Source organism: Limnohabitans sp. T6-5 (assembly GCF_003063315.1).
Taxonomy (GTDB): Bacteria; Pseudomonadota; Gammaproteobacteria; order Burkholderiales; family Burkholderiaceae_C; genus Limnohabitans_A.
In genome coordinates this window covers 351,421-377,571 of sequence record NZ_NERV01000003.1, presented here as the reverse complement: position 1 = coordinate 377,571, position 26,151 = coordinate 351,421, and the positions used below count along the sequence as shown (strand labels likewise).

General features: G+C 57.4%; 24 protein-coding genes. 6 read left to right on the top strand and 18 right to left on the bottom strand.

Annotation, left to right across the window (positions count from 1 at the left end; genetic code table 11):
* Positions 1-32: 32 nt before the first annotated feature.
* The 5 genes from glnL to B9Z51_RS13315 form a co-directional block, all read right to left on the bottom strand.
* Complete coding sequence (glnL, locus tag B9Z51_RS13335; RefSeq protein WP_108376000.1) at positions 33-1,097, bottom strand: nitrogen regulation protein NR(II); 1,065 nt, start codon at positions 1,095-1,097, stop codon at positions 33-35.
* A 15-nt stretch (positions 1,098-1,112) separates the two neighbouring features.
* Positions 1,113-1,649: a hypothetical protein gene (locus B9Z51_RS13330; RefSeq protein ID WP_146187771.1), complete on the bottom strand. Its 537-nt coding sequence runs from the start codon at positions 1,647-1,649 to the stop codon at positions 1,113-1,115.
* A gap of 116 nt (positions 1,650-1,765) precedes the next feature.
* A complete protein-coding gene (glnA, locus tag B9Z51_RS13325; protein WP_108375504.1) occupies positions 1,766-3,181 on the bottom strand; it encodes a type I glutamate--ammonia ligase in 1,416 nt (471 codons plus the stop codon).
* 286 nt (positions 3,182-3,467) lie between these two features.
* Positions 3,468-4,283: a molybdopterin-binding protein gene (locus B9Z51_RS13320; protein ID WP_108375999.1), complete on the bottom strand. Its 816-nt coding sequence runs from the start codon at positions 4,281-4,283 to the stop codon at positions 3,468-3,470.
* A gap of 32 nt (positions 4,284-4,315) precedes the next feature.
* A complete protein-coding gene (locus B9Z51_RS13315) occupies positions 4,316-5,227 on the bottom strand; it encodes an EI24 domain-containing protein (RefSeq protein WP_108375502.1) in 912 nt (303 codons plus the stop codon).
* A gap of 272 nt (positions 5,228-5,499) precedes the next feature.
* Between B9Z51_RS13315 and B9Z51_RS13310 the strand changes: the two genes are divergently transcribed.
* From B9Z51_RS13310 to B9Z51_RS13295, 4 genes are read left to right on the top strand one after another with little or no spacing between them, the layout of a single operon-like run.
* Complete coding sequence (locus B9Z51_RS13310) at positions 5,500-6,279, top strand: NAD-dependent deacylase (RefSeq protein WP_108375500.1); 780 nt, start codon at positions 5,500-5,502, stop codon at positions 6,277-6,279.
* Positions 6,276-6,812 carry an exonuclease domain-containing protein gene (locus B9Z51_RS13305; RefSeq protein ID WP_108375498.1) on the top strand — a complete coding sequence of 179 codons (537 nt, stop codon included), beginning with the start codon at positions 6,276-6,278 and terminating at the stop codon, positions 6,810-6,812. Before B9Z51_RS13310 ends, B9Z51_RS13305 begins: the two co-directional genes overlap by 4 nt.
* A complete protein-coding gene (locus tag B9Z51_RS13300; RefSeq protein WP_108375496.1) occupies positions 6,809-7,276 on the top strand; it encodes a hypothetical protein in 468 nt (155 codons plus the stop codon). Before B9Z51_RS13305 ends, B9Z51_RS13300 begins: the two co-directional genes overlap by 4 nt.
* Positions 7,227-7,982, top strand: a complete 756-nt coding sequence (locus tag B9Z51_RS13295) for a hypothetical protein (RefSeq protein WP_146187770.1) — start codon at positions 7,227-7,229, stop codon at positions 7,980-7,982. The genes B9Z51_RS13300 and B9Z51_RS13295 overlap by 50 nt, the downstream gene beginning before the upstream one ends.
* 157 nt (positions 7,983-8,139) lie before the next feature.
* On the opposite strand, the gene B9Z51_RS13290 is transcribed toward B9Z51_RS13295, so the two are convergent.
* Together B9Z51_RS13290 and B9Z51_RS13285 are read right to left on the bottom strand one after the other, a co-directional pair.
* On the bottom strand, positions 8,140-8,919 hold the full coding sequence (locus tag B9Z51_RS13290; RefSeq protein WP_108375492.1) for a hypothetical protein: 780 nt from the start codon (positions 8,917-8,919) through the stop codon (positions 8,140-8,142).
* Positions 8,919-9,761 (bottom strand): hypothetical protein, encoded by an 843-nt coding sequence (locus B9Z51_RS13285; protein ID WP_233254962.1) that lies wholly within the window; start codon positions 9,759-9,761, stop codon positions 8,919-8,921. The genes B9Z51_RS13290 and B9Z51_RS13285 overlap by 1 nt, the downstream gene beginning before the upstream one ends.
* 162 nt (positions 9,762-9,923) lie before the next feature.
* On the opposite strand from B9Z51_RS13285, the gene B9Z51_RS13280 reads away from it, so the two are divergent.
* Both B9Z51_RS13280 and B9Z51_RS13275 read left to right on the top strand, forming a co-directional pair.
* The gene (locus tag B9Z51_RS13280) at positions 9,924-10,703 is read left to right on the top strand and encodes a hypothetical protein (protein WP_108375488.1); all 780 of its coding nucleotides are present in this window, start codon (positions 9,924-9,926) and stop codon (positions 10,701-10,703) included.
* A gap of 203 nt (positions 10,704-10,906) precedes the next feature.
* Entirely contained in the window at positions 10,907-11,758 is an 852-nt protein-coding gene (locus B9Z51_RS13275; RefSeq protein WP_108375486.1) for a hypothetical protein, read from the top strand.
* An 85-nt stretch (positions 11,759-11,843) separates the two neighbouring features.
* Here B9Z51_RS13275 and B9Z51_RS13270 read toward each other — a convergent pair whose 3' ends face one another.
* The 11 genes from B9Z51_RS13270 to B9Z51_RS13220 all read right to left on the bottom strand — a co-directional run bounded on the left by B9Z51_RS13270 (position 11,844) and on the right by B9Z51_RS13220 (position 26,150).
* Complete coding sequence (locus tag B9Z51_RS13270; protein WP_108375484.1) at positions 11,844-12,143, bottom strand: cyclic-phosphate processing receiver domain-containing protein; 300 nt, start codon at positions 12,141-12,143, stop codon at positions 11,844-11,846.
* Entirely contained in the window at positions 12,140-12,715 is a 576-nt protein-coding gene (locus B9Z51_RS13265) for a hypothetical protein (RefSeq protein ID WP_146187769.1), read from the bottom strand. Before B9Z51_RS13265 ends, B9Z51_RS13270 begins: the two co-directional genes overlap by 4 nt.
* A 315-nt stretch (positions 12,716-13,030) precedes the next feature.
* Complete coding sequence (locus B9Z51_RS13260; protein WP_108375480.1) at positions 13,031-15,673, bottom strand: helicase-related protein; 2,643 nt, start codon at positions 15,671-15,673, stop codon at positions 13,031-13,033.
* Entirely contained in the window at positions 15,670-17,667 is a 1,998-nt protein-coding gene (locus tag B9Z51_RS13255) for a hypothetical protein (RefSeq protein WP_146187768.1), read from the bottom strand. Before B9Z51_RS13255 ends, B9Z51_RS13260 begins: the two co-directional genes overlap by 4 nt.
* Entirely contained in the window at positions 17,654-18,805 is a 1,152-nt protein-coding gene (locus B9Z51_RS13250; RefSeq protein WP_108375476.1) for a hypothetical protein, read from the bottom strand. The genes B9Z51_RS13255 and B9Z51_RS13250 overlap by 14 nt, the downstream gene beginning before the upstream one ends.
* 370 nt (positions 18,806-19,175) lie before the next feature.
* A complete protein-coding gene (locus tag B9Z51_RS13245; protein ID WP_108375474.1) occupies positions 19,176-20,834 on the bottom strand; it encodes a DUF2779 domain-containing protein in 1,659 nt (552 codons plus the stop codon).
* A complete protein-coding gene (locus tag B9Z51_RS13240) occupies positions 20,831-21,292 on the bottom strand; it encodes a Fic family protein (RefSeq protein ID WP_108375472.1) in 462 nt (153 codons plus the stop codon). Before B9Z51_RS13240 ends, B9Z51_RS13245 begins: the two co-directional genes overlap by 4 nt.
* Positions 21,289-22,251, bottom strand: coding sequence for a YafY family protein (locus B9Z51_RS13235; RefSeq protein ID WP_108375471.1), 963 nt, complete (start codon positions 22,249-22,251; stop codon positions 21,289-21,291). The genes B9Z51_RS13240 and B9Z51_RS13235 overlap by 4 nt, the downstream gene beginning before the upstream one ends.
* A gap of 102 nt (positions 22,252-22,353) precedes the next feature.
* On the bottom strand, positions 22,354-24,489 hold the full coding sequence (locus tag B9Z51_RS13230) for an AAA family ATPase (RefSeq protein ID WP_108375469.1): 2,136 nt from the start codon (positions 24,487-24,489) through the stop codon (positions 22,354-22,356).
* Positions 24,490-24,920: 431 nt separating this feature from the next.
* A complete protein-coding gene (locus tag B9Z51_RS13225; RefSeq protein WP_108375467.1) occupies positions 24,921-25,145 on the bottom strand; it encodes a CopG family transcriptional regulator in 225 nt (74 codons plus the stop codon).
* A 42-nt stretch (positions 25,146-25,187) separates the two neighbouring features.
* The gene (locus B9Z51_RS13220; protein ID WP_108375465.1) at positions 25,188-26,150 is read right to left on the bottom strand and encodes a sterol desaturase family protein; all 963 of its coding nucleotides are present in this window, start codon (positions 26,148-26,150) and stop codon (positions 25,188-25,190) included.
* Between the last annotated feature and the right edge of the window lies 1 nt (position 26,151).

Genomic DNA, 26,151 nt, shown 5'->3' with positions numbered 1-26,151 from the left:
CGTGGCACTTTCTGTGGGCACTCAGGTGTGCATTAAGGCAACGGAATCAAGATTTTGAAATCCGTACGACCGGGCTCGCTGTCACATTCGATCATGCCGTGGTGTTGCTGAACAAAGGTTTGCGCCAATGTCAGCCCCAGGCCTGAGCCGCCTTCGCGCCCCGAAATCAACGGGAAGAAAATGCGGTCCTTGATCGAGTCTGGAACACCAGGCCCGTTGTCGATCACATGCAATTCCAATGCCAGGCGGTAACGCTGCTTGCCAAACGTGACTTGCCTCAAGATTCGGCTCTTGAACGTGATCTGCGCATCGCCCTGTGCGATGCGTTCTTGCAGAGCTTGCGCCGCGTTGTGCGTGATGTTGAGCACGGTCTGAATCAGCTGCTCGCGGTCGCCACGAAACTCGGGGATCGAGGTGTCGTAGTCACGCACAACCTTCAGTCCCCGTGGGAATTCGGCCAGGATCAAGGCCCGCACCCGCTCGCACACCTCATGGATGTTCACATCGCCCACCACATGCGGTCTGCGGTGCGGCGCCAGCAAGCGGTCCACCAGGGTTTGCAGGCGGTCGGCCTCGTGGATGATGACCTGCGTGTATTCGGTCAACTCCTTGTTGTCCAGCTCCATTTCCAGCAACTGGGCCGAGCCGCGAATGCCGCCCAGCGGGTTCTTGATTTCGTGCGCCAAATTGCGAATGAGCTCCTTGTTGGCTTGCGCCTGCTCCAGCAGGCGCTCTTCGCGCTCTTGGCGGGTTTGCTGCTCCACCGGCAACAGCTCCACAATCACCTCATGGAGCTGGTCAGTAGGGGCCACGATCACATGAACAGGCAAGCTGTCGTTGTGGTGCAGGCGGCGCAGTTGGGCCTCATAGCGCAAAGCGGCAAACTCGTTGGATTGCGCGCCCACCAGGGCGTGGGTCAGTGGTTGCGGGTCCAGAAAATAGTCAGGCATGTGCGTGCCATGCAGGCTGCGGCGGGACAGACCCATCACGTCTTCGAGGGCCGCATTGGCAAAAAGGATGCCGCCCTGCCCCTCCAGCACGGCCACAGGGGTCGCCAGCAAATCAAAAGCCTGAAATCGGTTGGCTATCAAAGACATGTGCTCATCCATGTTTCAAGGGTGGGTTGGGGCCGGTCGGCGGGCTAATTCGCGCTGCAGACTTTCCATGTCGCGCTCGGCACGCTCGATGGCCGCTTTCAGCTTGGCCATACGCTCCTGTTGTTGGGCTTGCTCGCGTGTCTCTGACTTCCACTGCACGGATTCTCCCTGCTTGTACTCTTGCAGCAGTTGCGCGTGCTGCTGCCGGGTTTTTTCCAGCTCCGTGGCCACAATGGTGCGCCCTTGGGCATCGCGGTCTTTTTGTGCAGCACCCTCTGCCTTGGAGGGCTCCATTTTGGTGCGATCGTCAGCAGTGGCTGCCGTGGCCCCACCCAATGTGGGGCGCGTGCCTTCAATGACCGTGACCGCTTGTGGGTTGAGCAACTGGCAGCGGCTCTTGTCGCGCGGCGCATTGGTGTATTCCTGGCCGCAGCGGTACACACCCTCCTGCGCCTGCGCCTGTGCCTGAGCCCCGCACAGCGCGCACAAAAAGGCCACAAAGGACGCAATGGCCGTCCACGCAGGCATCAGCTCGGGTGATTTGGGTTTCATGGCCACGCCCCTTTTCATGGATGTTCTGTTCAGGATAAAGCCACGTCGGACGAAAAAAAAAGGACAGCCGAAGCCGTCCTTTTTTGCACAGGGCTGTGCAATCCGCATGGGCCGGATTACAGGGAGAAGTACATGTCGTATTCGACAGGTGCCACTTCCACGCGGCTGCGGTTGACTTCTTGCATCTTCAAGTCGATGTAGGCGTCGATCCACGAGTCGGTGAACACGCCGCCCTTGGTCAAGAAAGCGCGGTCAGCGTTGAGGGCTTCCAGCGCCTGGTCCAGGCTGGAGCACACAGTGGGCACCAACTTGTCTTCTTCTGGAGGCAGGTGGTACAGGTCTTTGGTGGCAGCTTCGCCGGGGTGGATCTTGTTTTCCACGCCGTCCAGGCCAGCCATCAACAGGGCTGCGAAGCCCAGGTAAGGGTTGCACAATGGATCGGGGAAGCGGGCTTCCACGCGACGGCCCTTGTCGCTGGCAACGTTGGGGATACGGATCGAAGCGGAGCGGTTCTTGGCCGAGTAAGCCAATTTAACCGGTGCTTCGTAGTGAGGCACCAAACGCTTGTAGCTGTTGGTGCCAGGGTTGGTGATCGCGTTCAGGGCGCGAGCGTGCTTGATGATGCCGCCGATGTAGAACAAAGCGAATTCAGACAAACCAGCGTAGCCATTGCCAGCGAACAGGTTCTTGCCGTCTTTCCAGACGGACTGGTGAACGTGCATGCCGGAGCCGTTGTCGCCAGCGTAGGGCTTGGGCATGAAGGTGGCGGTTTTGCCGTAAGCGTTGGCCACGTTGTGAATCACGTACTTTTGCATCAGGGTCCAGTCGGCGCGCTCAACCAAGGTCGAGAAACGGGTGCCGATTTCGCACTGACCAGCGCCAGCCACTTCGTGGTGGTGCACTTCGACCGGGATACCGATCGATTCGAGGATCAGGGACATCTCGCTGCGCATGTCGTGCGTGCTGTCCACGGGAGGCACGGGGAAGTAGCCACCCTTGACACGGTTGCGGTGACCGCTGTTGCCGTTTTCCATCTTGGTGCCGCTGTTCCATGGGGCTTCGGCTTCGTCGATGGCGTAGAAGGTGTTGTTGGGCTCAGTGCTCCAACGCACGTCGTCAAACAAGAAGAATTCGGGTTCTGGGCCGAAGAATGCGGTGTCGCCCAGGCCAGCTTGCTTGAGGTAAGTCTCGGCGCGCTTGGCGATCGAACGGGGGTCACGCTCGTAGGCTTTGCCGTCTGTGGGCTCGATCACGTCGCAGATCAGAACCAAAGTGACTTCTTCAAAGAAGGGGTCGATGAAGGCGCTGTTGGCATCGGGCATCAGCAACATGTCCGAAGCTTCGATGCCCTTCCAGCCAGCAATCGAAGAGCCGTCGAAGGCTTGACCGTCTTCGAACTTCTGCTCGTCAAACTGCGACACGGGCGCAGTGATGTGCTGCCACTTGCCACGGGTATCGGTGAAGCGGAAGTCAACAAACTTGACTTCATTTTCTTGCACCATCTTCATCACGTCTGCGACGGTCTTGGCCATCAAATTCTCCTGGTTGGAAAGGGATTGAAAAACGTACCTTCGGGCATTGCAGTTTTTGTGCCAGCTTGGGCTCAAGCCTGCAAAATCCGAATACGCCGTGATTGTGCCTTCGTCGCGGCCCTGTTCACCACCTGCTCACAAAAAAGTCTTTGCCTTTGGCGAGCGACTGCGGGCCTTCACGCTGATGCTCCGCCAAGACCCGTCCAAGGCAGTGTCGGTTCACGCTTTCAAATCTTTTGCTCGCTTTATTTTAGTGCGCGTTCGCACTATTTTGGTGCAAACCGACTCAACGCACCATTTCGGGGCCATATTGCACATCAAACACCTTCAGCCCTTGTCGCAGATCCAGATAAGCTTTTTCTGCCTGTTCGGGCGCGCCTTTGACACCCAGCTCAATGTGGCGCCCCCATTGCGGGTGGTCCACACTGGGCAGGCTGAACACCTTCACCCCCGGGTGAGTGGCTTCTACCGACTCCATCAAGGGCGTGAGCGTCGCCTCCATGGAGCCCAACACGATGACTGACTTTTCAAGCCAGGCGTTTTGATGGAAATGCGCGGCATAACGCGCATCCAGCACCGACGCCACCATGGGCCAGGCCATCACCGGAAAGCCGGGCACAAAATGCACCGCACCACCGCCCGGGCCCTGACAGGTGAAGCCCGGAATCTTGTTGTAGGGGTTGGCAATGATGTCAGCCCCTTCGGGAAACACCCCCATATTGAGCCTGTGCACGTTGTCGTCGCGATCAGGCTCATAGGGCAGGCCCTGCTCTTTGGCCACGTCCTGCATGCGCTCTTGAATCAGCAGCTTGGCCTGCGGGTGCAAGGCCAGCGGCACCCCCAGGGCGCGCGCTGCACACTGGCGGGTGTGGTCGTCGGGCGTCGCGCCAATGCCGCCACATGAAAACACCACATCGGACGAAGCAAACGCCCGCTGCAAGGTGGCCGTGATGCGCTCTGGCGAATCGCCCACATAGTCGGCCCAAGACAGACTCAGCCCCCGCTCAGACAGCAGCTCAATGACTTTGGGCATGTGTTTGTCCTGGCGTTTACCGGACATGATTTCGTCGCCAATGATGATCAAGCCAAAAGTGGGGGTCACGGTCAGGACTTTCTTCAAGAAGGTTCAGGGGTTCAAAGGTCGCGGTGTGAGTGCACGTCCGTGACGTCATCGGTTTTCGTGCCCAGCCGGGCCGACGAATGGGGCGCCACAGGCGCAGAGTTCAGCACCTCATCCACGCTGGCATTCAAGGGTTCATGGCGCAATGCCTGCAAAGCTGCCAGGGCAAAGTGCGCAAACCAGAGCGATGAAAAGGCAAACACCAAGGTGTAGATCCAGATGGCCATGGGCACCAAAATCACAAAGGCCGCCGCAAACAAAGCCCCCGAAGCCCACACCAGACTGGGCGCTGCGCCCATCAAACCGGTGATGACGCCCATCGCCAGCCAGCTCGGGCGGTGACGCGCCAACAGAGTCCGTCGCTCGTCCGGGCTGGCAAATTCGGCCAGCACATCAAAAGCCATGATGCGGTAGGTCAACCAGCCCCAAATCAAGGCAGGCAACACCATGGCCAGCGGGGGCACCAGCCACATGGGCAAAGTCACCAACAAAGCGCCCAGCGCCAGCAACACCGACACAAAAGTCCACCACAGTCCATGCCAGAAACTGCCGCCCTTCTTTCGCTGCATCTGCGCAAAACGCCGATCCGCCACCAGCCGTGTGAGCGAAGGGGTCATGAAAAACGACACCGCCAGCAAAGTGGCCACGACCACCAGCGGTGTGACCGAAAAAATCACCACCAGCGGGGCCACCACACTCTTGAGCTTGTCCAACCCCACCCCGTCAAACCAGCGCCACACCACCTGCAACCAACTCGACGCATCCAGCCAATCGCGCACGCCAGACACCGCCACATCCCAATACATCCAGCCCAAGCCACCCGAGGCCGCAACAATCAGCACCAAAGGCAACAAAGACAGGCCAATCACCTTGGGGTAGAGGCAATACAAGGCAGCACGCCAAAAAGAATCGATCAACAGCTTCATGGGCGAAAGCTTAACAGTTCAACTGGGAATGTCGGACTCTTCGAGTGCCGACCTACGGGGTGTTCGTAGGTCGGCGGTCGAAGACCCCGACGATGTTGAATCACCGATGTTGCCCTGATCGAGCATGAGGGGCGCTCAGAAAATGTCGGACTCTTCGAGTGCCGACCTACGGGGGAAAGAGCTGGTATTTGCAGAGCCCTACAGATGGCGACGCATCCTGACGCAGGGTTGCCTAAACTGGATTTCAGTCCTCCACACACAGGAAAGTTGCCATGACCACACCCGAACACACCCTCGCCGCAGTCTTGCGCCAGGCCCGGCGCATCGTCGTCTTCACCGGAGCGGGCATGTCGGCCGAAAGCGGCATTGCCACCTTTCGCGATAAACCGGACAGCCTGTGGGCCCAATTCAACACGCGGCAAATGGCCACCCCACAAGGCTGGAGCGAGAACAAGCAACGCGTCTGGGCCTGGTATGAAGGTCGTCGCGGTGCCGTCATGACCACCCAGCCTCACGCCGGGCATGTGGCCATCGCGCAACTGGCAGGCACCTTGCAGCGCCTGCACGGGCACGAGGTACAGGTGGATGTGGTCACGCAAAACGTGGACAACCTGCACGAGCGCGCAGGCAGCGCCAGCGTCATTCACCTGCACGGCAGCCTGTTTGCGCCGCGCTGCATGGCGTGCCACAGGCCAGGCGAATTTGCGCCAGGCGAGCCCGACGCCAGCCTGACCGAGTTGGACCCACCGCGCTGCCAGCACTGCCAGGGCTACCTACGCCCTGGCGTGGTCTGGTTTGGCGAAGAAATGCCGCAAGACGCTTTTCGCCAGGCGGAAGACCTGGTGGACACCTGCGACGCCATGCTGGTGGTGGGCACCTCTGGCGTGGTCTGGCCTGCGGCCGAGCTGCCCCTCAATGCCCACAACCTGGGCAAGTTTGTGGCAGAGATCAACCCCACCCCCTCCGAACTGGCCAAGTACATGCGCGTGCAATGGCCCACCTCGGCCGCACAGGGCTTGCCACAACTGCTGGACCTGCTGGGCACGGCATGAGCCAGCGCATTGCGGGAAAAGTGGTGGCCATGCGCTGCGAAGCCCACGACGCGCTGGCCCCAGATGCCCAATTGATTGAGCTGGCCGCCGTCACCGTGCAGGACGGGTGCATCACACCAGAGCGATTTCACACCATGCTGAACCCGCAAACGCCCATCCCCAGATCGGGCACGCTGGCCCACGGCCACAGCAACGCCAGTCTGGCTGACAGCCACATATGGCGTGATGTGGCTGGCAGCTGGTTGTCCTACGTTCAGGGTGCGCATTTGCTGGTGTGGCACGCAGATTTTCATGTGAACTGTCTCGACCGGGCGCAGCGCCGCTGTGGTCTGCCTGCCATGCACACCTTAGTGTCGAGCATCACCGATCTGCGTGAAGTACTGAATGCTCGGCCCGATGGAGCCCCCACACGTTTGCAAGAGGTGCTGGCGGCCCATCAGATCAGCTGCGACCCCGCACAAGACAGCCCGGCAGAAGAAGCCGAACAACTTGCACGCCTGTGGCTGACTTTGTCTGGAGCAGCGCAACCATGAGCAAGTTGCTGAGCAACGCCCTGGCGAACTGCTTTCACCTTCGACTCCGCTGGAGTCCCGAATTCATGCGCCCATTCGAGATCAGCTTGGCCTTGCTGCAATACACCATGGCGCCGCTGGGCTGCACCTTGAACAGCGCTGAAACCGAAGCGCTGATCTACAAAGCCTACGAAATGCAAAAAGGGGCGACAGCCGAACAGGCGACCCATGCCTGGCCGCAATACACCTCCGCACTGCTGCGCGAAGAACTGATGGCGTGCCTGGCAAGTGTGTGCTGCCACCTGGCCCAAGGCAAGCGCAACCGCACTGCCGAATACCACCTGATCGCCATACTTTACGACCGCTACAACGGGGTGCAGGACATGCGCCAGTTGCAGGAACGCTTTGACAGCGTCTTTCACTGGATCGCCACCGATGCGGCGCTGCGCCAGATCGGCAACAGCAGTGGTTTTGAACTGCACTGACAGCACTGACACGCACGTCACCTCTGTGAGAAAACCGCCCATGCTCTCTACTGCACACATCTACAAATTCGCGCCGCGCACGAAAGAAAAAACGACCCATGACCAAGATGAAAGTCCCGTCATCCGGCTGTGGAGTGTGTCGCCATTGACGCATACGGCCTTGCAGGAATGTACGCAGGACATAGTGTCCCACGTCCATCTTTGGCTGGTACTGGACGATGCACAGGCGCCTATTGAACAAGCACCGTGGAACGCCAGCGCACTGCAAGCAACCATGGTTTTGCGTTTCTGCGGCGTGGCAACACAGCATCTGCAAACAGCCATCGACCTGATGCTGGCTTTGCAGTGCGACGGCATTCACTCGGTCTTGTGGAATGCTGAACTGCCGGATTTGGCGGCGCTCTTTGATCCTGAAAACCCATGGCCAAGCACGCAAAGCCATGGCGCTCACATAGGCAGCGCCATGGCCCATGGGCCTGAACACATCCAGGCGGCGCTGGATGCCGTCTGGTCGCAACTGTCAGCGCACGCCGTGCAAAGCATGGTGGTGCTCAGGGCTCACGCAACGGGCTCTTTTTCCCATCACGCAAAAGCGCTGACGACATGGCGAGCACAACACCCCAGCCACTTGCGCTGGCTCTGCTGGGATGTCTACGACCCAGACCTCAAGCCGGGTGAAAGCCGCTACGAAGCGATTGGCGTCTGAGCAAGCGCTGTCGACAAGCCCAAACAGTTGATCACCTTTTTCTCACCTCCATCCCAAGGATTCATGCCATGAAAGCATCCCTCATTCTCGCCGCGCTGACGGCCAACCCTTGAACCAAGCCGTGTGCAGGCCGATTCCTGGATCTGCTGCGCCGCCGTCAAGGCGATGACGGCGACACAAACTGCCCTGCGTGCAGGTCATACTCATATAAACGCACAGTACGCAATTGCACCCGCACGGTGCCTGTCTTCAGCAATGCAGCAACCCCAAAGCGAGGATTTCGACCGTAGTTGTGCTCCAACACATCGTGTGTGAGCCAACTTTGCCAACTCATCCAAGGGTGACTGAAATCCATCCAGTTTTCGTTTTCCAGGTCTTCTTCTATGGCGTTGTCGCTGATCCCCTTGTCAGAGACCCAACAAAACAGCGCCTCCTGATGCGCCAGGACGGTGCCGCCCTGATCGGTATGCGTCAGCTCATTCTGATCAGGCAGGTATTCCAGCTCCACCCTCACCACTGCATTGTCTGCAAGCGGAGGAAAACCAGACTCTCGCCCCATGGCCTCATTCACCAAAGACTGCGCAGTCTGCCGCCCAAGTTGTAGCGAATGCTTGTAAAGCACATGCAAGTTCAAATCGGCTTGAACGAGGCGTGCACGCAAGCTGGCCTCGTCCTCGGGCGATTGCGTCATGGCATCCACCGCCTGCGCATCCATGCGCTCGCGACAACTTTCCATCTGCCTCTTGATCGCGTCCTTGAGAATCCAAACGCTTTTCTCTAGTGCCTTCAAATCGGCAAGGGCCATTTCCATGAAGGGCACACCGTCAGCCTCAAGCCCACGCAGCAAACACAAGGCATCGTTCACACGCCACCAGGCATTGTCAATGAGCCGCATCTGCGTCAGCGCCAATTCAAGCGTTGCCATTTGCGTTTCCATCACTTCTCCTGCGCAATGAAGCGACCTGAATTCAGGTCAAAGACATACGAGCGCACTGTGTTCACCTCTACCCAGATGAAGCCCGTGTGCAGCAAAGCGGCCACACCAAAGTGAGGGTGATGACCATAGTTGTGCTCCAGCACATCGTGCGTCAGCCAGCCTTGGCGGCTCATCCAAGCATGTTTGTAGTCGAGCCAGTTGTCCTGCTGCGGGTCATCGTCCATTTCACGCGACTTGACACCCTCGGCATTGACGTGCCAGTTGATCGGTTCTTGCCGCGCCAAGTGGTTATTGCTCCTGTCGTCGTAGAGTGGATGATCGTCATTGAGCATGTAGTCCAGACTCACACGCACTTCGGCGTCCCACATCGGTGGGGGAAAGCCCGACGCATGCCCCGACAACTCTTGCACCAGCGGCTGTCCGCATTGCTTGCCCAGTTGCAGTAAATGCTGGTAGAGCGTGCTCAGGTTCAAATCGGCCTGCGCCAGCTGTGTGCGCAGTGCCGCCGTGTCCTCTGGTGAACGCGTCATCGCCTGCACAGCACGGGCATCCATGCGCTGCCGCTGCTCATCCAGCTCCCAGCGCACTGCGTGCTTTAAATGCCCAATCTTCACTCTCAAGACCTCCAAGTCGGCCAATGCATCGGGCATGAATGCCGGGTCGACTGTTTCCATGTTGTGCAGCAAAAGCAAAGCATCGTTCACGCGCCACCAGGCGTCGTGCATGACCTCCAGCTGTTCAATGGCGTCTTGCAATGCGGGCATGAATAGATCCATCGGGTCGGCCTCATGGGGCGCGTTCTGGTAGTTCGGGACGGGTGGGGTTTCGGGTGTTGGTGTCATGCCATGCAGTGTGGGCATGAGAGCGACAACATGCGCCGCACAGCAGCACAGCGCATCAACACGAAAAGTTCTTGAATCGGCCCGGCTGCGTTGGCGTTGAATAGTCACCCGTTTTCGCACAACCCCGACGCAACGTGTCGGCCCCAGCGCCACCATGGCGGCATGACCCCACAAATCACCTGCTCATGCCCGCTGACACGCGACACGCCGCTTGGCCACACGCTGCTTGGATATTCAAACGGCCGCATCCTGCGCACGTCCAATGCGTCGGCCGATGAGCCGCAGCGCTACCAATTCTCTGGCGCAGCCGTGCAATGGCTGCTGGCCACGCCAGACGGCCGCACCGTGGCAGCCGGGCATGCCTGCGGTCTGATCGTCGTATTTGATGCCGAGACCGGAGAGGCGCAAGACGGCAACACCTGCGAACTGCAAAGCGAATACAAGAGCGCCCCAGCTCGCACCACGGGCGTCTTGTCCGCTGACGGACGCTGGCTGCTGGCCTGCACCCAGCGCGGAGAAAACGATGTGGGTGCTTTGCTGGACTTGCACCAACAACACCCACCACGCAGAGTGGTCTTGCCCCTCAGCAGCCGTGCATACATTCCGCCCAAACTGCGGCACAGTTTTGTGATGCTCACGCCGCATCACCCCACCCTGCTGCAATGTCGAATCCAGAGTCCGGAGGCATTGCGACAAGTGCAGGTTCAATTGGTTTGCGCTGAACACATGGAATTGACAGGTCACTGCTACGACCGACAAATCGGCACGCAACTTTTTCAAAAAGACATACTGCCAGAGCAGTTCAATGGCATTTCGTGGTGTATCTACATGCCTGAGCTACCCGCCGCAGGCAGCTGGCTTTGTACGGTCATCCTGACCGCCAGAAACGATGCCGAGCTGGTTGGGCACCATCTGCTGACATTGGACATGCCGCCCGCGTAAGACAGTATTTCTGCGCGGTGTTTGGTCTTTAACGAATGCGCGGCTGGAAGCTGTCATAGAAAAAACCCGCCAATGTTTTTACTTCACACAGCCCTCTGCACAAAACACAAGCCTCTGACCGCAAGGGCTGCGTACAACCGTCGCATCTTGTCGCACCAGCAGCGAAAGTCTTCGGATGTCCAACCCTCACGGATAAATCCGAGATGAAATACGCCCACACCATCACCGCCCTTGCTTTATGTGCCAACGTGGCTCAAGCCCAAATCTCCTCGTTTGGAGAGCCGCCACCTTCAGCTGGCAAAAAAATCGCAGATCAGATCGATAACAAAGTGAAAAGCTTTTTTTCTGGTCTGCTCGGTCAGGAATCGAAAATGGCAAGCACCACTTTCGATCCAACAACGAATAAGAAATTCAAGTTTGTTGAACAATTTGACCTTGGTTGCAAGGAAACCGCCTACGTGGATGCGGGCATCTTCATGAAGCACTACATTTTTGTTGATTGCTACGGTTCAGTCGTTGATGAGGAACATATCCCTACCGACCAGCAATCCGACATGCTTCAACAACGATATGCTGCATTGGCTGAACTGCGGGAAGCTGAGTCAAAAAGGCTTGATGAAGAGGACAGACGCCTTGCTGAAAAGCAAGCAGCCGAAAAAGATGCTGCCCAGCAGAAAGCTGAAGTGGCTGCACGCTGGAACGCCATCAAGGGGGCAGGAGGTATTGTTGTTGTGCGGTCTGAAAAAACTTGCCTTGACGACGACAAGTCGGCTTTGATGAACCAAGCACGCAACCTGTCTGATGTATGGTCACTGAGCCAATGCTATGTTCCTTCAGAACGAAGTCAAACCCTCACCGTCAATATCGGTAACGTCAAAAACACGTCCATGAAAGACGTTGGGTTTACCTGTATCGGCACCGCACCCAGCGGCACAGTACTGACGAGAGTCAAGTCAATGGCCTATGACAAATGGAATCCCGGCGACATCAAGCAATTCACCGTCGAAATTGATCGACACCCACAAGTGAAGTCTTATTCTTGCTCCATCAATTGAGCTGACGTACGCGCAAATCTCACCCTGGTGCCCTGACTGCCCCGGGCAATACTTTGATTGCTCAGGGACATCATTTGCCTGAAGGTCAGATCTTTGAATTGCGGGTCAGTTCAATGGATGCAATACCCGCGAGCATGCGCGCACGCGCCGCCGCATTGGCTGAATGCACATGCATGCGCGGCGGCACAAAGGCGCGCAAATGCACCGCCTCTTCGACCCACAGCACCACGTCGTAACCGGTGCCCCGGGCATCATCGCCCAGATCGTGGTCCAGGCTGATCTCGGTCACCTGCCCCGTCTGCAACAAGGCAATGGCCTCGTCAGGCCAATACACACGCACCCAGCCTTCGGGGGTGCTGCGCTCATCGTCCAAAAAGACTTTCATGCTGTGCCGCCAATCGGCCAGCTCACCACGGCGCAAGCCCCGCCGGGCGCCGTGCCATCGTCTGCGTCCACCTTGGCCCAAGTAGCACCACCATCCTGAAATGCAGACAAACGCAGTTGTGCCTGCTCAGGCAGCCGATTCAAATAGGTGAGCAAAGGCTGCGCCAAGTCTTCAAACAACAAATCCGAAAGTTGGCGAAAGACATGACTGCAAGGAGCCATCTGAGTGCACAGCGCACAACGCCAACCGCCACGGCATTTTTGCGGCTGGCAATCAGGCCACAGCAAAGCGTCCCACCATTGCCCATCGTGTGTGACCACCAATGCCAGCGAATCGATGGAAACCTGCACACGCACAGCATCGGGCCAGCCCTGCAGCGCCAGAGTGTGCGACCAGCGGCTGCGCCGTATGGGCACCAATTTGAAGCGCGTAGACGCGTCGATCAAACGCTGCACCGCCAGCGCCAGGCTGCGGCGTGTGGCTCGCGTGTGCGTGAAGCGAGTGGGCGCCACACGCTTGAGGGCATTGCTGCGGTGCGTGTGACGGCGGCGGTGTCGCAGCTGGTTGGACATGATGGTTCCATCAAAGTGAGAGAAGGCCACCAGTGTCTTGGTGATCACGACAATTAGCGCCGCACGTTGACTGCGCCCTAAGGACAGCCGTCACAGACCCACGCCAGGTCCGACGTGCTCCGGCTTGTTCAGCCTGGGCACAAAGTGACCATGCTTGGCACACCAGTCGACATACGGTCTCAATAAGCGCGGAAAGCTTGGGTCCAGGCTTTGGCCCATGGCGGACTCTTCCCAGTGCACACAAAAGACCGCGGGCCTCTGCCCTGAGAAGTTAATGCGCTCGCTCACAGGCTGTGGCCATCCAAATTCCCCGGATCACGGATTCAAGCTTGGGGTTTGCCGCCGTAACGGCGAAAAATTGGGTGCGCAGGCGTTGATGCTTCTGACCACCTCCGGGGACAGATGTTCAGCGATAGACGGCGTGATAACCACACCATGAAGTTGCGCACGCAGGTCATCCCAACGCTGCATCAGCACTTTCCAGTTGTGTTCGTCATAAGTGCCTTGAAATATGACGGGTCGAATTTCAATTTTGGGTAGAGCATCTGCTGGGAAATTTTGAGCAAGCGCATTTGCAAGCTTCTTTTCCCACAGGCTGTTGATTCTGTCCACACGGCCGATTTGCTGCTCAACCACCCCGGGGTTCCATTCAGCGTGTAGCAAGATGACCGTGCGGCAGGCTTCATGCAGGTTCAAGCCTTCACGCCCGACCATGGACTGGGCTACCAGTACTTTGGGATTGGCATGCTCACGGTTGAACGCGAGTTGAAGCAAGCGGCGGGTATGCGGCTTGGTGTTGCCATTCATCAGGCGGGCAAAACTGCCTTCTTGGCGACCGAACTCTCCTTTCAGGCGCACCATCAAAGCGCTCCACATTTTGCCTGCCTCTGTGGGGTTCAGTTGACCATCGCCATCCACATCACCTTCGTCCGTATCAGAGGCAGCGGTGACGATGGACTCAAATGCAAGAGCAATGCTTGTCGGTTTTTCCAAATCTTCCGGCGACAATGTTTCTTGAATGGCACGGGCCACCAGTACACGCGCAGTTATCTTTGGGTCGCTAACCTCAACAGGAACATCAAGGACTTCTGAAAATGCCTTGAACAGTGCTTCTGTGCGGGTTTTATCTTTCAAGTGGGCTTGCATCAAGCCATCTCTGATGTGTGCTTCCAAATTGCTTCGAAAAGCATCACGCTGCTTTTCCAATTCCCCATATTGTTTTTTCAGCAGGGCTTTCACATTCTCCAATGTTTTGCCGATTTCCAATTGAAGAAGGGCTGCGGAAACGGCCACATCCTCATTAACCTGATCATCTTTCCGCAATACTTCTTGTGGCCAATGACGGTTCCATTTATACAAACAACGCAACATCTCCCTCGCGTTGAGTAAACGAACCAGCGCCTGCATTGGACGGGTGAAGCGACCAAAAACGAGCACTTTCTCACCTTGTTCGCATGCAGCTTCGATTGCTGCCACTGCGGCAAGAATGGCAGGGTGGGCATATAAGGCGGCTTCACCTGCCTTCTGATCCTCATTGCCTTTGAATGCCAGAGACATAACGTTTTTCCACCATTCGACACGTTTCGTCCGTTTGTCTTCCTTCTGTTCATCATCGCGATACTGGGCAAGTGGCTTTGGAGTGATTTCGTAAGTAGCGTCATCGACCTCATGACGCAAGGATTGATCCATCAGCACGGAAATGCCGTGACCATTCCCCAAAGTCAGACGGAGTCGTTTTGCAGTTAGATCATTCAGTCCAGGTGTAACGAATGAAAGCGCCTCTGCTACGCATACGGCTTGCTTCCATGCGGGTGAAAGCGCAGCCGTTTGCACCGCAATGTCACTCAAACGACGATAGTCGCCGTGCTCATTGCAGTCTCGCTCTACAAAGGCTTTGACGGATTCAACTTCGCTTTTGCCTCGGCGCAGAATGTATTGGCCTAGGGTTGATTGGAAATTCTGAGCAGCTTCTGTAAATTCTTCTTGCTTCGTTTTATTGTTTGGAAGTTGTCGAACTTGCTGAACAGCGGCGGCGTAAGTGACGATAGCGTTTTTGGCTTTGTCATCTTGCACACCAATACGGCAAAAAATTTGCTGCCATTGGCTAACATCCAGTTCAATCGGTGTGGCGGTCATTGCCAATCGGCGTGCTCCATATGACGACAAAACGACCGACTCCAACAGCCGGTTCAGACCGCTCTCTAGACCTCTACTTTTGTGCGCCTCATCAATAATTACCAAGTCAAACAGACCCAATCCAAGACCAACCGCTTTTTCTAACACGGATCGAAGTTCAGTATGGTTTTCATATTCTTTTCCCTTGAAAGCTGATGTCCAAGGATCGGGCAACACCAATTCCGAAATTCGCTCTCTGTTTTGAGAATTCTGAGGGCTTTTCTCTATTGCCTCGGCAATGCTCTTAGCTGCATTTACGACCCAAGGATCAGTTGATTTCTTTTTCCTAACCCAACTTGTATCCTGGAGCGTCTTCCAATGTGCGTACAGCTCTGGTAGTAGTTCAAATCGCCATCCGGCAGCATTTTCACATAGGCGCCAGTTGCAAAAGGCGTGCGACATAAGAACAACGCGTTGTTCAAACCACGGTGTAGGATTGTTCCCGTCTTCCCACGCCTGTAAGTATTGCCAAAGGCTACGAAGAATAGGCTGCACGCCATCCACATGCGATTTTCCTAGCTCCTCAACCCACTGCGACCCTAAACCTGGCGGAACGAGGATGGCAACGCGGCCACCGGCTTCGATGACAGCCTTGGTTAGTGTGGTGGCTATACGGGTTTTGCCCATGCCCACTTCGTCGGCAATGATCATTCCGTTTTGGGGAATGTGTTTTGCAATGGCAATTAGGCTCGCGCGCTGGCCGTTGTTGATATCTAACTCGTTGCCATTGGCAAAGCAATGCAAATTCTTTGCAACGTGCGCCCATCCTGCAAACTTACTCATGGTTCTTCACCCAAGGCCGATAAGTCCTGAACACCCCAAACATTCTGAATGCTCGCAAGCGCATACCCATACCGTCGCCCTGCATCTGTCGTTTCGTCCTCCGCATATTCCGGCCTGAATGACGCATGGCGCAAAGGGGCAAGTGGATTCATCTTCAAGTCATTGGCAAAGTACTCAACCACTTTGCTACCTTTAGCCTGAATCAGCGTCTGCTCCAAGCGGCGACACCACAACGGCCAATCATGTTCCTGAATATCGGTCTGCTTTCCAGCGATTTGTTCCACCAGTTCCATCATCTGGCGGATGGGGTAGTTGGATGCAGCAGTGACATTTGCATTGCTGGATGTGTCGGCTTTTCCCTCATCTTCCGCACTGCCGTCTGTCTCATCCGGTTCGTGCAATTCAGGCGGGTTGGGAAAGTCGGAGAGTTGCAACCATGCTTCTTCCATGTTCACGATGAGCGGCAATTTGATAGCTGCAATTCGACCAAATTCGTCCATTACGGGTACCCAGGCTGTACGCTCCTCGTTGGAAACTTTCCATAGGCAGCGAACCTGCTGAGGTTGCGCGCCAGTCCAAGGAAAATGGGATTCGTCGTTCTGCTGAACATTAGCGCCGGCAGCGTTCAAGATAACGAAAGACGAAATGTCACCAGCAACACTATCTGGCAAACGAAGTTCGCTGGCGTTTTCTCTTTCATACCAAACCAGCCATGGGACTGGAGGGGCGAAGTGACTGAGAGGCTCCGGCTCCCAGCCCTCGCCAGCTTTGAGCTCGGGAAGGGCCCGCTTCTCGCCATCCTTTTCGATAGGCAGTAGGTTGGTAACGACCTTAGCTAAAGGTTCGCCCTTTTTGTCTCCACACCACAGCAAGCCATCGGCACCGAACACAATGCCAGCTTCCAAATTTCCACCATTTGCACTCATGCTCTTAGCGAAACCGGGATTGGTAAGGTTGCCGGAGCCAAGATAGATCCATGAGCTATTGCACTTGTTTGAATTATTCGAGTAGTTCGCACTAAAAAGAAACTTGGCGTGCAAAGTGCGGACGTTATCCTCCTTGAATAACAAGGCGGGGGCTTTGGCGGGGCTGACAGTTACGCCTTCGTTCTCAAGTATGCCGAATGAAACCGCGATCGATTGGCAGGCGGTTGGGTTAACAAAGAGATCAATCTCAGCGCTTCGAGTAAGAATGCCTGCGTCTTTCAGACTCGCGATAATTTTTTGCGGCACAGTGGTTTTCTCACCTTCATAGAATCCAGACCCCAATGCCAAGTAGTTGCGTGAAACTTTGCTGATCTTGTTCACAAGCTGCGGTAGCTGCGCGAGCATGGATCTATCTCGGTTGTCGAAGAAGCGAGGGGCGATACCTCTGGCTTCTTTGACACACTCGCGTATCCATCCGTCCACATCTAGCTGGTCTTGTGTGGCCTGATTGGATTGCAACAATCGCACATCAAACAAACCGTTCGCCCCATCGCGCAACCACTGCATCAAGTTGTTCGCCGCCTTGATGTCTGCGCAAGCCGCCTTGGCTTCATCGGCAGCCTGATTCAACTCGTCGCTGGACACATCCACGGCCCAAGCCAGATCTAGACTCTCCTCCAGAGTCTGCCGCGTCCAGTTGCCAGTAGAAACGAGCAACCGCAGGTACCACTTATCTCGGTGTTCGGTATGCCGAAACCCAAGAATGGCAACTTTGGCATGGACAAGCCTGCATGGCCTGTTGGCAAGATTTTTAAACGGCAAATGTGCCACACCAGGTGCATCCACCAGAGAGATGGGCTGATTGTGTGGATCAAGAAACAGGGCTAGCGCAATGCGGCCTGCACTTGCGCGCTGTGCATATGTGTATGTCGTAAAACGTTCGGCGGCATCGTTCATGAACGATGCATCGGCAGAAAATCCGACCATCCATCCGAAAAGCCCCACATAGTCCGGTGGCGGATCGAAGTGCTGCGCCAGTGAAGGTGGGCGAAAGTCACTCTTGCTCATTCTGCCCCCCATCATTTTGATTACGCGCTTGCAGCCACTCATGTATCTGGCTATTTAAGTCGAGGTTAAGACGATACATATTGCGAAAGCGATGGGATAGGCTGGGTGGGACAGGGGTATCACCTGTGGTTTTCAAATTGTCTATGGATGCCTGAATCAATTTGCCTAGAAAAGCCGGACCCCGTTTGATTTTTTCACCTTCCAGTCTGAGCACCGTGTCATCGCGTCTGACCAACGACTGCAATGCCGTTTTGGGGTCTGCAACGCACGCGTTGCAAAACTCAACCGCATCTTTTCGATCGGTATGCTCGTAGTCCAAAAAATTCTGTGCTGCTGTTTTCAAGTTCTGAAGTTGCGTCGCCGCCTTTTTTGTGCCATCTTGAATCGAACACTCGAACCCCATACCAACTTCAACCGCATCCAATGCTGAAATGGCCAGATCGTGGAGCGCTAGAAAGACAGCGCCCACTTCAATGTCATGCCAATGGTTTGTTCCGATCAGCCCTGAGGCCAATGCGTTTGCATCCTGACCAGGCTTCATGATTTTGATCCACGCAAATGCGTTGCGGCGGCGTTCGGCATCGGGTGTGTTCCCCTGCTGAAGACGCTCTTGCAAAAGCTGACTAGCCAAAACCGGCATCGCCACCAGTGGTGACAATGCATCGCTAAGTTCTTTAGATTCGACGTCAATGTGATCACCGAGCGCCCAACCCGTCAGATGCGTGACTACATCGTGCTTATAGGGTTTGTAACCATTGCAAGCAGCATCAACGAAATTTCGTCCATCTGCCGTAGAAGAAAAAAGATTGAACCGTTCAGCAGCCGCACTCACAAAACCAAGCGCAAGCAAGGGCTGAACTGTTTGCATACGCATGGGCTGTGTGAGATAAAAGCCCGGTTTGCAGGCCAAGGAAAAAGCAAAGTCCTTGGCCTGCTTGCCCGCCAACTTTTCACGCCCCCGAAGACGGGGGTCAGAATCGCTTTGCTTCAACGCCAACCAGCAAGCCAGTGCCTCAATTGCGTTGGCAACTTGAATCTTGCTAGTTTTGAACTTTGGGCTCTGTTGCGCAGCGCGCTCTGCCACTACGACGCCCAGTAAGGCAAGAAAAAGTTGCTTCCCGTACCAAATGCCACCCACGCCAGGGACTGCACGGTCGTTGAAATATCGGACTGCGGAAGCTAGTCCTAGTGTGCGCGTACGGCGTGCGCCAGAAAGAAACTCCGGCCCCAGCAATCCCCAAGTGTTCCGAGTCATTCGCGAGAACTCCTACCAATCATTTTTTTAAAAACGAACCACATTTATTTCTCATGCTTCCCCGACGGCGAATGCGGACACCAGCTCCCCGTCGACGTCGATCCACATCAGCGGCACTTGTTGGCCCCGCTGCCGTATGACGACGAGTTGCAGAACTCACATTTCTTTTCATCCCCGTTGTGTTCGTGCTTTTTGGTAGGGCTGTGCGGGCAGCCCGAGCCAAACGAAGTGGAGTTGCAGTAACGGCAATGGCTCATGTCATGGCTTTCTTTTTTGTGGGGATGTCATAAAGGAACGAGGTCACTTCCACCATCGCCTCCGTATCCAACCCGCAATACGCCAGCAAATCCTTTCGGGCTTGTTCGCGTTCGGCCTTGGTGATGGGTTGGCCGGGTTCTTTTTCGGCGCCTTTTGGCGCAGCGGCCAGCAGATAGGCCAGTTGGGCCTCGCCACCGTTTTGCACGCTGTTGAGCTGGCTGTATTGCAGGTGCGGCACCATGCAAGGCAGCACCGTCTTGATGCTGAAGGTGCTGCCTTCGGCGGCGGCCATGTCGGGGTGAAAGTAGTGCCGCCGCACGATGGGCAGCAGGTCTTGCACTTGGTCGTGGATGCGCATCAGCGGTTTGTGCAGGTCAGCAAAGGTGTCGGCCAGGTCGCGGATCACGGTGCGTTCAAATGAGTCATTCCAGGCCAACACGGTGCAGCGGGGGTCGATGTCTTTGACCAGTTGCTCTGCCAGTGCACGGCGGGGGTCTTGGCCGCTGGTGTCCAAAAACTCGGTGTGCGCCAACACTTGGCCACCTTGCGCCTGGCGGTGCATGCTGTACTGAAACGGGATCTGTTGTCCGTTGCGCGTGCCCGGCCACACGGGGGCCACAAAGCTGATGGTTTCAAAGTCCAGGTGCTGCACGGGCCAGCTCAGGGCTTGCAGTTCGGCTTGTGCGCCAGCGCGGTCCAACACCGCTTGCCCGGTGCGCACAGCCTGGGCCAGTCGTTGGTTCACGCGGTGGGTGTCACTCTCGCCGTTCCACAGCGCTGCCACTGTTTTGGCGGGCACTTTGCGCAGGTCGGTGTGGCCAGCGTCCAGCAGTTGCTGGGCTTTGGCGCCGCCTCGGTCGTTGTAAAAGCGGATGGGCACGGCCTTGCTGGGGCGTGCGCTGCGGTCAGCTTGTGTGCAATGCGCCAGGTACGGGCACTCGTAAGGGCTGGTGCATTGCGCGCCGGGTTGGTGCTGGGTGGGCTCTTGCGCTTGCGCCAAGGTGCTGTGCGCCCCTTTGAGGGTGGCGGGCATTTGTCGGATGGCGTCGCGCAGTTGCTCGTTCAGTTCAGCGTCTTGGTGCAGTTCCAGCAAACCGGTGTAGTCGCCAGCGGTTTGCAGCGTAAAGCCCTTGTTGACCAGCATCAGGGCCGCCCCCACCACAGGCACGCCGCATTGCTGCGCCACCCAGACCTGGGTGGCCAAATCGGTGATGTGGTAATCCTTGCGGGTGGTGCTGGACTTGACCTCGATCATCTGCCAGACCGTTTTGCCACCACGCTGGGCTGGCCGCATCACATCGGCCATGACGAGCAGTTGGCTGTGGCTGAAGGTGGCCTCAAACAGGGGCACCCCTTGCATGAGCCACGTTTGCGTGAGGTGCTGGGCATAGCTCAGGTCGCGGCGCTTGTGGCCGCTGTCGTCTTCCACCCAACTTTGAGCTTCGATGTCGATTCCTTTGGGCCAACGGGCTTTGGCAATGCGGCCAATGACATGCCCGTCCAGAAAACGTTTTTGCGCGTCAGCGCTGTAGCTGGCTTGCGCCAGCGGCGCTTGGCCTTGCTTGCGGGCCGCGCGGTCTTGCATCTCCAGCCACAGGCGGCGCGGGCATTGGCGGTAGTTATTGAGCAGGGATTTGCTGAGGTGGGGGGTCATGGGGTTGGCCCTTTTTTGAGTTTGTATTTCTGCAATCTGCTGTTGGGCTTTTCTGGCAGCGTGTACGCAACCTTGCCACTGGTCACCAAGCTGCGCACCAATTGGTTGAGCGTCCCAGAGACGGTTTTTTGACCCAGTTTTTGTGACAGTTCTGCTTTGCTGAGTGGGCCGTTTTGCAATACCCGAAGTACACGGCTTTCCAATGACTCTGGCCGCGACTCTGGCCGTGACTCTGACTCTTTGGATGGAGAGGGCATGTCATCCCTGTAGGACGGGCGGGCAAAACTGGAAATGAACAAGCCTGCCGTTTTGCGAAACTCGACCGCTGGCGCATTGGCCAAAATCAGCGGCATGCCCCTGCCCCAGGCCTCTACCATCTGGATGCGCCGAAACAGTTCAGCAACCAAGGGATTGCGTCGGCGCGATACGTTGCCTTGGCGTATGTCAGCGATGCTCATGCGTCCACCGGTGTTTTGCTGATGTTGCGGATACCCGCCCCAAAGCTGTTCAACCACCGGTCCAGCAGCAAGGTCTGCTGCACGGTGGCGGTGATGGTGTAGCTGCCCGGGCCTTCGATCACGCACTGGTCTTCGGCCAGGGGCGACTCCAGCAAGTGTTTGCCGGGGGCTTTGTCGATTTCAAATTGCAGGCGGATGCGTTCGCCGTTGCCCACGGCAAAGTGGCCCTCGCCGTCGTAGGCGGCCAGGTCAAAGTCTGGGCGCTCAAACGGCAAGCCGCTGTCTGTGGCGGTGTTGATGCGGTGCAGTGCCAGGATGCGTTGGTTGTCGTAGCCTTCAAACCGGCACACCAGGTAGATGCGGGGGCCTTGCTGTGCCAGGCCCAGGGGCATGACGCGGTAAGTTTTGCGTTCGTCTTTCTGGTTGGTGTAGTCCACGTTCAACCAGTGGTTACCGTAGAGGGCACCGGTCACCGCGGCCAGCACGCCGTCGGCCATCTTGGGCGGCAGCAGGGGTTGGGTTTCGCTGACCACGCGCACCTTGCCCAGCCATTGCTTTTCAAGTTGGGCGTCTTGGTGCGGGGCCAGGTTGGCGCGGGCTTGCCTGAAAAACCCGTCCATGGACTTGAGCACGCTTGGAGGCAGCAGCGGCTGCAATTGCTGCTCGGCCAAGAGCAGCAGCAGCGATTCTTGCCGGTTGAGCGTGGGCACCATGAGGCCTTGGCCTTGGTCTTTCCAGCTGTAGCCATAGGGCAGGCTGCGCTCATCGCGCTCAATGTCAAAGTGTTGGCTCAGGGTCTTGAGCAGGCGCTGGATGCTGCGCTCGTCGCGCTCAAACCCGGCCGCCTGCAGTTCTTTGTGCAATTCACCCGTGCTGACTTTGCGGCTGCGCGGGATGCGCCGCAGCAGCTCGATGGCCAGGCGCAGGGTTTCCAAGGTGTCGGGTTTTTTGGAGGCCATGGGCTACAAGGTGTAAATGCATCTGTTTGAATGCATTCAATGGTACTCAATAGCGACACCAAATGTCGCACTTTTTGTAATTTTTAGGAACTTTAAACAAATTCAGTGCAAAAAACCCATTGACGCACCTTTGGCCCCGGGCTTGATCGCGCTTTCGGCCTGCAAGGCTTTGACCCAGTCGCTGGCGCTGCGCAGCGGGCGCAAGCGGCTTTGCCTTTGCACGGCGGCAAAGTCGCCAGGGGTCAGGTTGTTCAGGGCTGCCAGCTGCGTCAGTTCGGGCGCGCCCGGCTCGGCCAAGCCCTGCTGTTGGCAGTGGCGCAGCAGCAGTTGCGCGGCCTGCTGTGGCCGCAAAAAGTCGAAATGCACTTTCATGTCAAAGCGCCGCAGCACCGCCGTGTCCAGTTGGGTCATGAGGTTGGTCGATGCGATGAACACGCCTCCAAAGCCTTCCATCTGGGTCAGCATTTCATTGACCAAGCTGACCTCCCAGCTGCGTTGGGCGCCTTGACGGTCTTGCAAAAAGCTGTCCACCTCGTCGATCAGCAAGACGGCGTTCTCTGCCTCGGCCTGGGCAAAGGCACGGGCGATGTTTTTTTCGTTCTCGCCCACAAACATGCCCAGCAGGTCGGATGCGCGCTTGACGTGCAGCGGCATACCCAGCTGCTGCGCCAGCCAGCGGCCGTAGGCGGTCTTGCCTGTGCCGGGTGGGCCGTAAAAGCACAGCCGCCCACCCTTGGCCTCTTTGAGTTGCGTGGCCAGGGCTTGCAGGTCCAGCTCGGTGTTGACCAGCGCGGGGTCATACACCTCGGGCAGGCGGTGAGGGTCTTGCTTGGGGATGCTGGGGTGGCCCTGCGCCTCCAGGGTGTTGTTGACCAGCAGCTCCACCGCCTCGGTCACGCGGTGGGGCTGCATGGGGTCGGCAATGGCCTGCACCACTTGGCACACACGCGAGATGACCGCCGGGCTCAGGTGCTCGCTCTCGGCCAGGTGCTGGATGCTTTGCGCCGGCAGCATGCCCGCGCTGGCCTGGGCCACGATGCGCTCGCGGTGCGCCTTGGGCGGCACGGGCAGTTCCAGCACCATGTCAAAGCGGCGCACATAGGCGGCGTCCAGCCCCGAGACGTTGTTGCTCACCCAGATGGTGGGCAGCGCGTTGTTTTCGAGCACGCGGTTCATCCAGCCTTTGTGGCGCAGGTTTTGCTGGCGTTCGTCGCCGCCTGAAAACGACAACCACCCCGAAGTGCTGGGGAACACGTCCTCGGTTTCATCAAAAAGGATCACAGCCCGGCGCTGCCCGAAAAAGCTGTTGGCCGCGCAATGGGCCTTGACGCGGCTGTTGCCCGTGATGGGGTCGCCGTCGCCGTCTTCGGTGGCGATTTCAAACAGCTCGCACCCCATGTCGCTGGCCAGCAGTTTGGCCAGCTGGGTTTTGCCCGTGCCGGGCGGGCCATAGACCAGGATGTTGACGCCTTTGCACGCCTGCGCCACCGCGTGGTGCAGATAAGCCCGCAGCAGCCCCACAGGGGTTTTGACGTGCTCGTAATCGGCCCATTGCAGGTGGCCCGCCGTGGTGGCATGAACGCGGTCCTTGATCCAGTCCACGGGCTCGATGTCGGACTCAAACAGTTGCTCCACCGATCTGGCGCAGAGCAGGTCGAATTTTTCGTTGAAGCTGGTGGAGTGGGTGGTGTCGAGCGTCATCAGCCCCGAGCGGGCCAAAGCCGATTGACGGTGCAGCGCCAAACGCACGTCCTCAGGCGCAAGCTGCAAAACGGTAGCCAGACACTTGATGATCTCTGGCAAGCGGATTTTGGAGATGGTTTCGCACAGGTCATTGAGGGTGGCGTCGTAACGCATCACCAGCACAAACTCCAGGATGCGGCATTCCACCGCGTTGAGCCCCACCAGCTCGGCAATGCGCTGCACATTGCGCACCAAGATGGGCGGCACCTCGCCCGCCTCTTGTTCAGCCAAGCGGTGCGCCAGCAGCATGGCTTTGACCACGCCACGGTCGCGCAGTGCGTCATCTTCCTGCGACAAGGGCTGCCCCAAGCCCAGTTGACGCAGCAGGTCTTCTTGCCGGTACGAGCCCCGCGCCAGCAGGCTCTGTACATGCCCCAGCTCGACCAAAATCCGGAAAGACCAGAGTTTGACGATGGGGGGCAACGATGACGCTGCAAGCGGGCTGCCCTCGCTGCCGATCAGTGCACCGATATCCAGAGTTTTGCGTTTGGCCATGTGAACCTCCTTGTTTTGAGGAAGTCCATTGTTCGCACCACTGCGACAAAATGCGCCGCGTTATTGATCCGGCACGATGAATCCTGAAAGAGTTGCGCCAAGTCCCCCGCATGTCGATGGCTTCAGCCCCGACATGGGCCTTCGCTAAATCGAGCAACGTCGGAGCTGAAGCTGCCGACCTACGAGAGATGGTCTTTGTAGGTCGGTGGCTTCAGCCCCGACATGGGCCTGCACCGAAGCGAAAAACGTCGGAGCTGAAGCTACCGACCTACGTACGGGGAAGCGGTATTCGTATGTCGGTGGCTTCAGCACCGACATGGGACAAAAAACCTTTTGCCCATTCAATAATGCACAGGGACGGATCAACAGGCTCTGCGGATCAAACTTCTTTGTGCCAGTTCAGAAGCAACAACGCCGTCCTTCGGAAGAACTCACAGAGTGCGCGGCACCTCAGCAAGCTGCGTAACAAGGTTCTCTTTAGACAAAGGAAAATCGGGAAACTGACCGGCCAATTCCAAGCAATCACGAGGCCACTGATGCGACAGCCTGGCGGCAATTACGGACTCCGCTGAGCTTTTTGGCAACGCGTTGGACAGGGCTGCTTTATCCACCAAAGCATCTCCCGAGTCGCCGTGGTCATTCATCGTTTTCAACATGGCAGTGATCCAAGAAAAAGTTTGAACGGGAGAGACGATACCTCAAGCCCTGCCCATCAAGCGCAGCACCCCCCGCCACTGCTGCGCCCAAAATCCACGTCCGTAGTCGCGGCCTTGCTCTACCTGGTCGCGCACGCCTGTGGGGTCGTAGCGCAGCTGGAAGTCGGCGGTGCCAAAGAGCATGTCCCACCAGGGCAGGAGCACGCCGAAGTTGCAGCCGCCCAAAACCACCCGGCCTTGGCTCTGGCTTTCGTGGCCGATGCCGATGCTGTGGTGCCTGCGGTGAAAGCGCGGGCTGACCCACAGGCGCTCAGCGAGGCGGCCAAACCAAATGCGCACATTGGCGTGTTGGAAGTTTTCGCTCAACTGACTGATGGCCACCAGGGCCACAAACTGGCCCGGCCCCACACCGATCAGCACCGCCACCGCCGACAACATCAAGCTGGTCACGATGTCGTCAATCAGGTGGTTGCGGTTGTCGCTCCACATGGTCATTTGCCGCTGCGCGTGGTGCAGCGAGTGCAGCGCCCACCAGGTGTGCGATTGGTGTTGCGCCCGGTGAATCCAGTAATGCACAAAGTCCAACACCACCAGGTACAGCACAAAGCTGAGCACAGCGCCGTCGGTGACGCTTGGCCACAGTTGGTCCAGATGCCAAGTGGGCAGGCCCATGACGCGCAGCACGCCCAGGCCTTGCTCGAACAGCGCATCGAGGGTGAAAAACATGGCCAGCTTGAACAGGCCCAAGCGGTGGATCAGGGTGTAAAGCATGTCCACCCGCACGGTGCGCGTGTCCTGCACGGGCTCGGCGGGCCACAGGCGCTGCATGGGGCCAAACACGGTGACCATGACCAAAATTTGAAGCACACCGGCCACCACCCAGCCACTGCCTTCGTAGGCTTTTTCCAGCAAGTTGTCTTGCCCCAAGGCCAGCGTCAGGGGCTGCAGCAATTCTTCAAAAAACAGCTGCTGCAAATCAGAAAAAATGTCGATCAGCGCGTCCATG

Bases quoted from the DNA above. Each gene is read 5' to 3' on its own strand.
- B9Z51_RS13260 (WP_108375480.1), bottom strand. From the start codon at position 15,673: ATGAGTAAGTTTGCAGGATGGGCGCACGTTGCAAAGAATTTGCATTGC.
- B9Z51_RS13255 (WP_146187768.1), bottom strand. From the start codon at position 17,667: ATGAGCAAGAGTGACTTTCGCCCACCTTCACTGGCGCAGCACTTCGAT.
- B9Z51_RS13305 (WP_108375498.1), top strand. From the start codon at position 6,276: ATGAGCCAGCGCATTGCGGGAAAAGTGGTGGCCATGCGCTGCGAAGCC.
- B9Z51_RS13265 (WP_146187769.1), bottom strand. From the start codon at position 12,715: ATGTCCAACCAGCTGCGACACCGCCGCCGTCACACGCACCGCAGCAAT.
- glnL (WP_108376000.1), bottom strand. From the start codon at position 1,097: ATGTCTTTGATAGCCAACCGATTTCAGGCTTTTGATTTGCTGGCGACC.
- B9Z51_RS13240 (WP_108375472.1), bottom strand. From the start codon at position 21,292: ATGAGCATCGCTGACATACGCCAAGGCAACGTATCGCGCCGACGCAAT.
- B9Z51_RS13225 (WP_108375467.1), bottom strand. From the start codon at position 25,145: ATGTTGAAAACGATGAATGACCACGGCGACTCGGGAGATGCTTTGGTG.
- B9Z51_RS13230 (WP_108375469.1), bottom strand. From the start codon at position 24,489: ATGGCCAAACGCAAAACTCTGGATATCGGTGCACTGATCGGCAGCGAG.
- glnA (WP_108375504.1), bottom strand. From the start codon at position 3,181: ATGGCCAAGACCGTCGCAGACGTGATGAAGATGGTGCAAGAAAATGAA.
- B9Z51_RS13285 (WP_233254962.1), bottom strand. From the start codon at position 9,761: ATGACACCAACACCCGAAACCCCACCCGTCCCGAACTACCAGAACGCG.
- B9Z51_RS13235 (WP_108375471.1), bottom strand. From the start codon at position 22,251: ATGGCCTCCAAAAAACCCGACACCTTGGAAACCCTGCGCCTGGCCATC.
- B9Z51_RS13270 (WP_108375484.1), bottom strand. From the start codon at position 12,143: ATGAAAGTCTTTTTGGACGATGAGCGCAGCACCCCCGAAGGCTGGGTG.
- B9Z51_RS13280 (WP_108375488.1), top strand. From the start codon at position 9,924: ATGACCCCACAAATCACCTGCTCATGCCCGCTGACACGCGACACGCCG.
- B9Z51_RS13315 (WP_108375502.1), bottom strand. From the start codon at position 5,227: ATGAAGCTGTTGATCGATTCTTTTTGGCGTGCTGCCTTGTATTGCCTC.
- B9Z51_RS13220 (WP_108375465.1), bottom strand. From the start codon at position 26,150: ATGGACGCGCTGATCGACATTTTTTCTGATTTGCAGCAGCTGTTTTTT.
- B9Z51_RS13290 (WP_108375492.1), bottom strand. From the start codon at position 8,919: ATGGAAACGCAAATGGCAACGCTTGAATTGGCGCTGACGCAGATGCGG.
- B9Z51_RS13295 (WP_146187770.1), top strand. From the start codon at position 7,227: ATGCGGCGCTGCGCCAGATCGGCAACAGCAGTGGTTTTGAACTGCACT.
- B9Z51_RS13245 (WP_108375474.1), bottom strand. From the start codon at position 20,834: ATGACCCCCCACCTCAGCAAATCCCTGCTCAATAACTACCGCCAATGC.
- B9Z51_RS13275 (WP_108375486.1), top strand. From the start codon at position 10,907: ATGAAATACGCCCACACCATCACCGCCCTTGCTTTATGTGCCAACGTG.
- B9Z51_RS13330 (WP_146187771.1), bottom strand. From the start codon at position 1,649: ATGAAACCCAAATCACCCGAGCTGATGCCTGCGTGGACGGCCATTGCG.
- B9Z51_RS13300 (WP_108375496.1), top strand. From the start codon at position 6,809: ATGAGCAAGTTGCTGAGCAACGCCCTGGCGAACTGCTTTCACCTTCGA.
- B9Z51_RS13310 (WP_108375500.1), top strand. From the start codon at position 5,500: ATGACCACACCCGAACACACCCTCGCCGCAGTCTTGCGCCAGGCCCGG.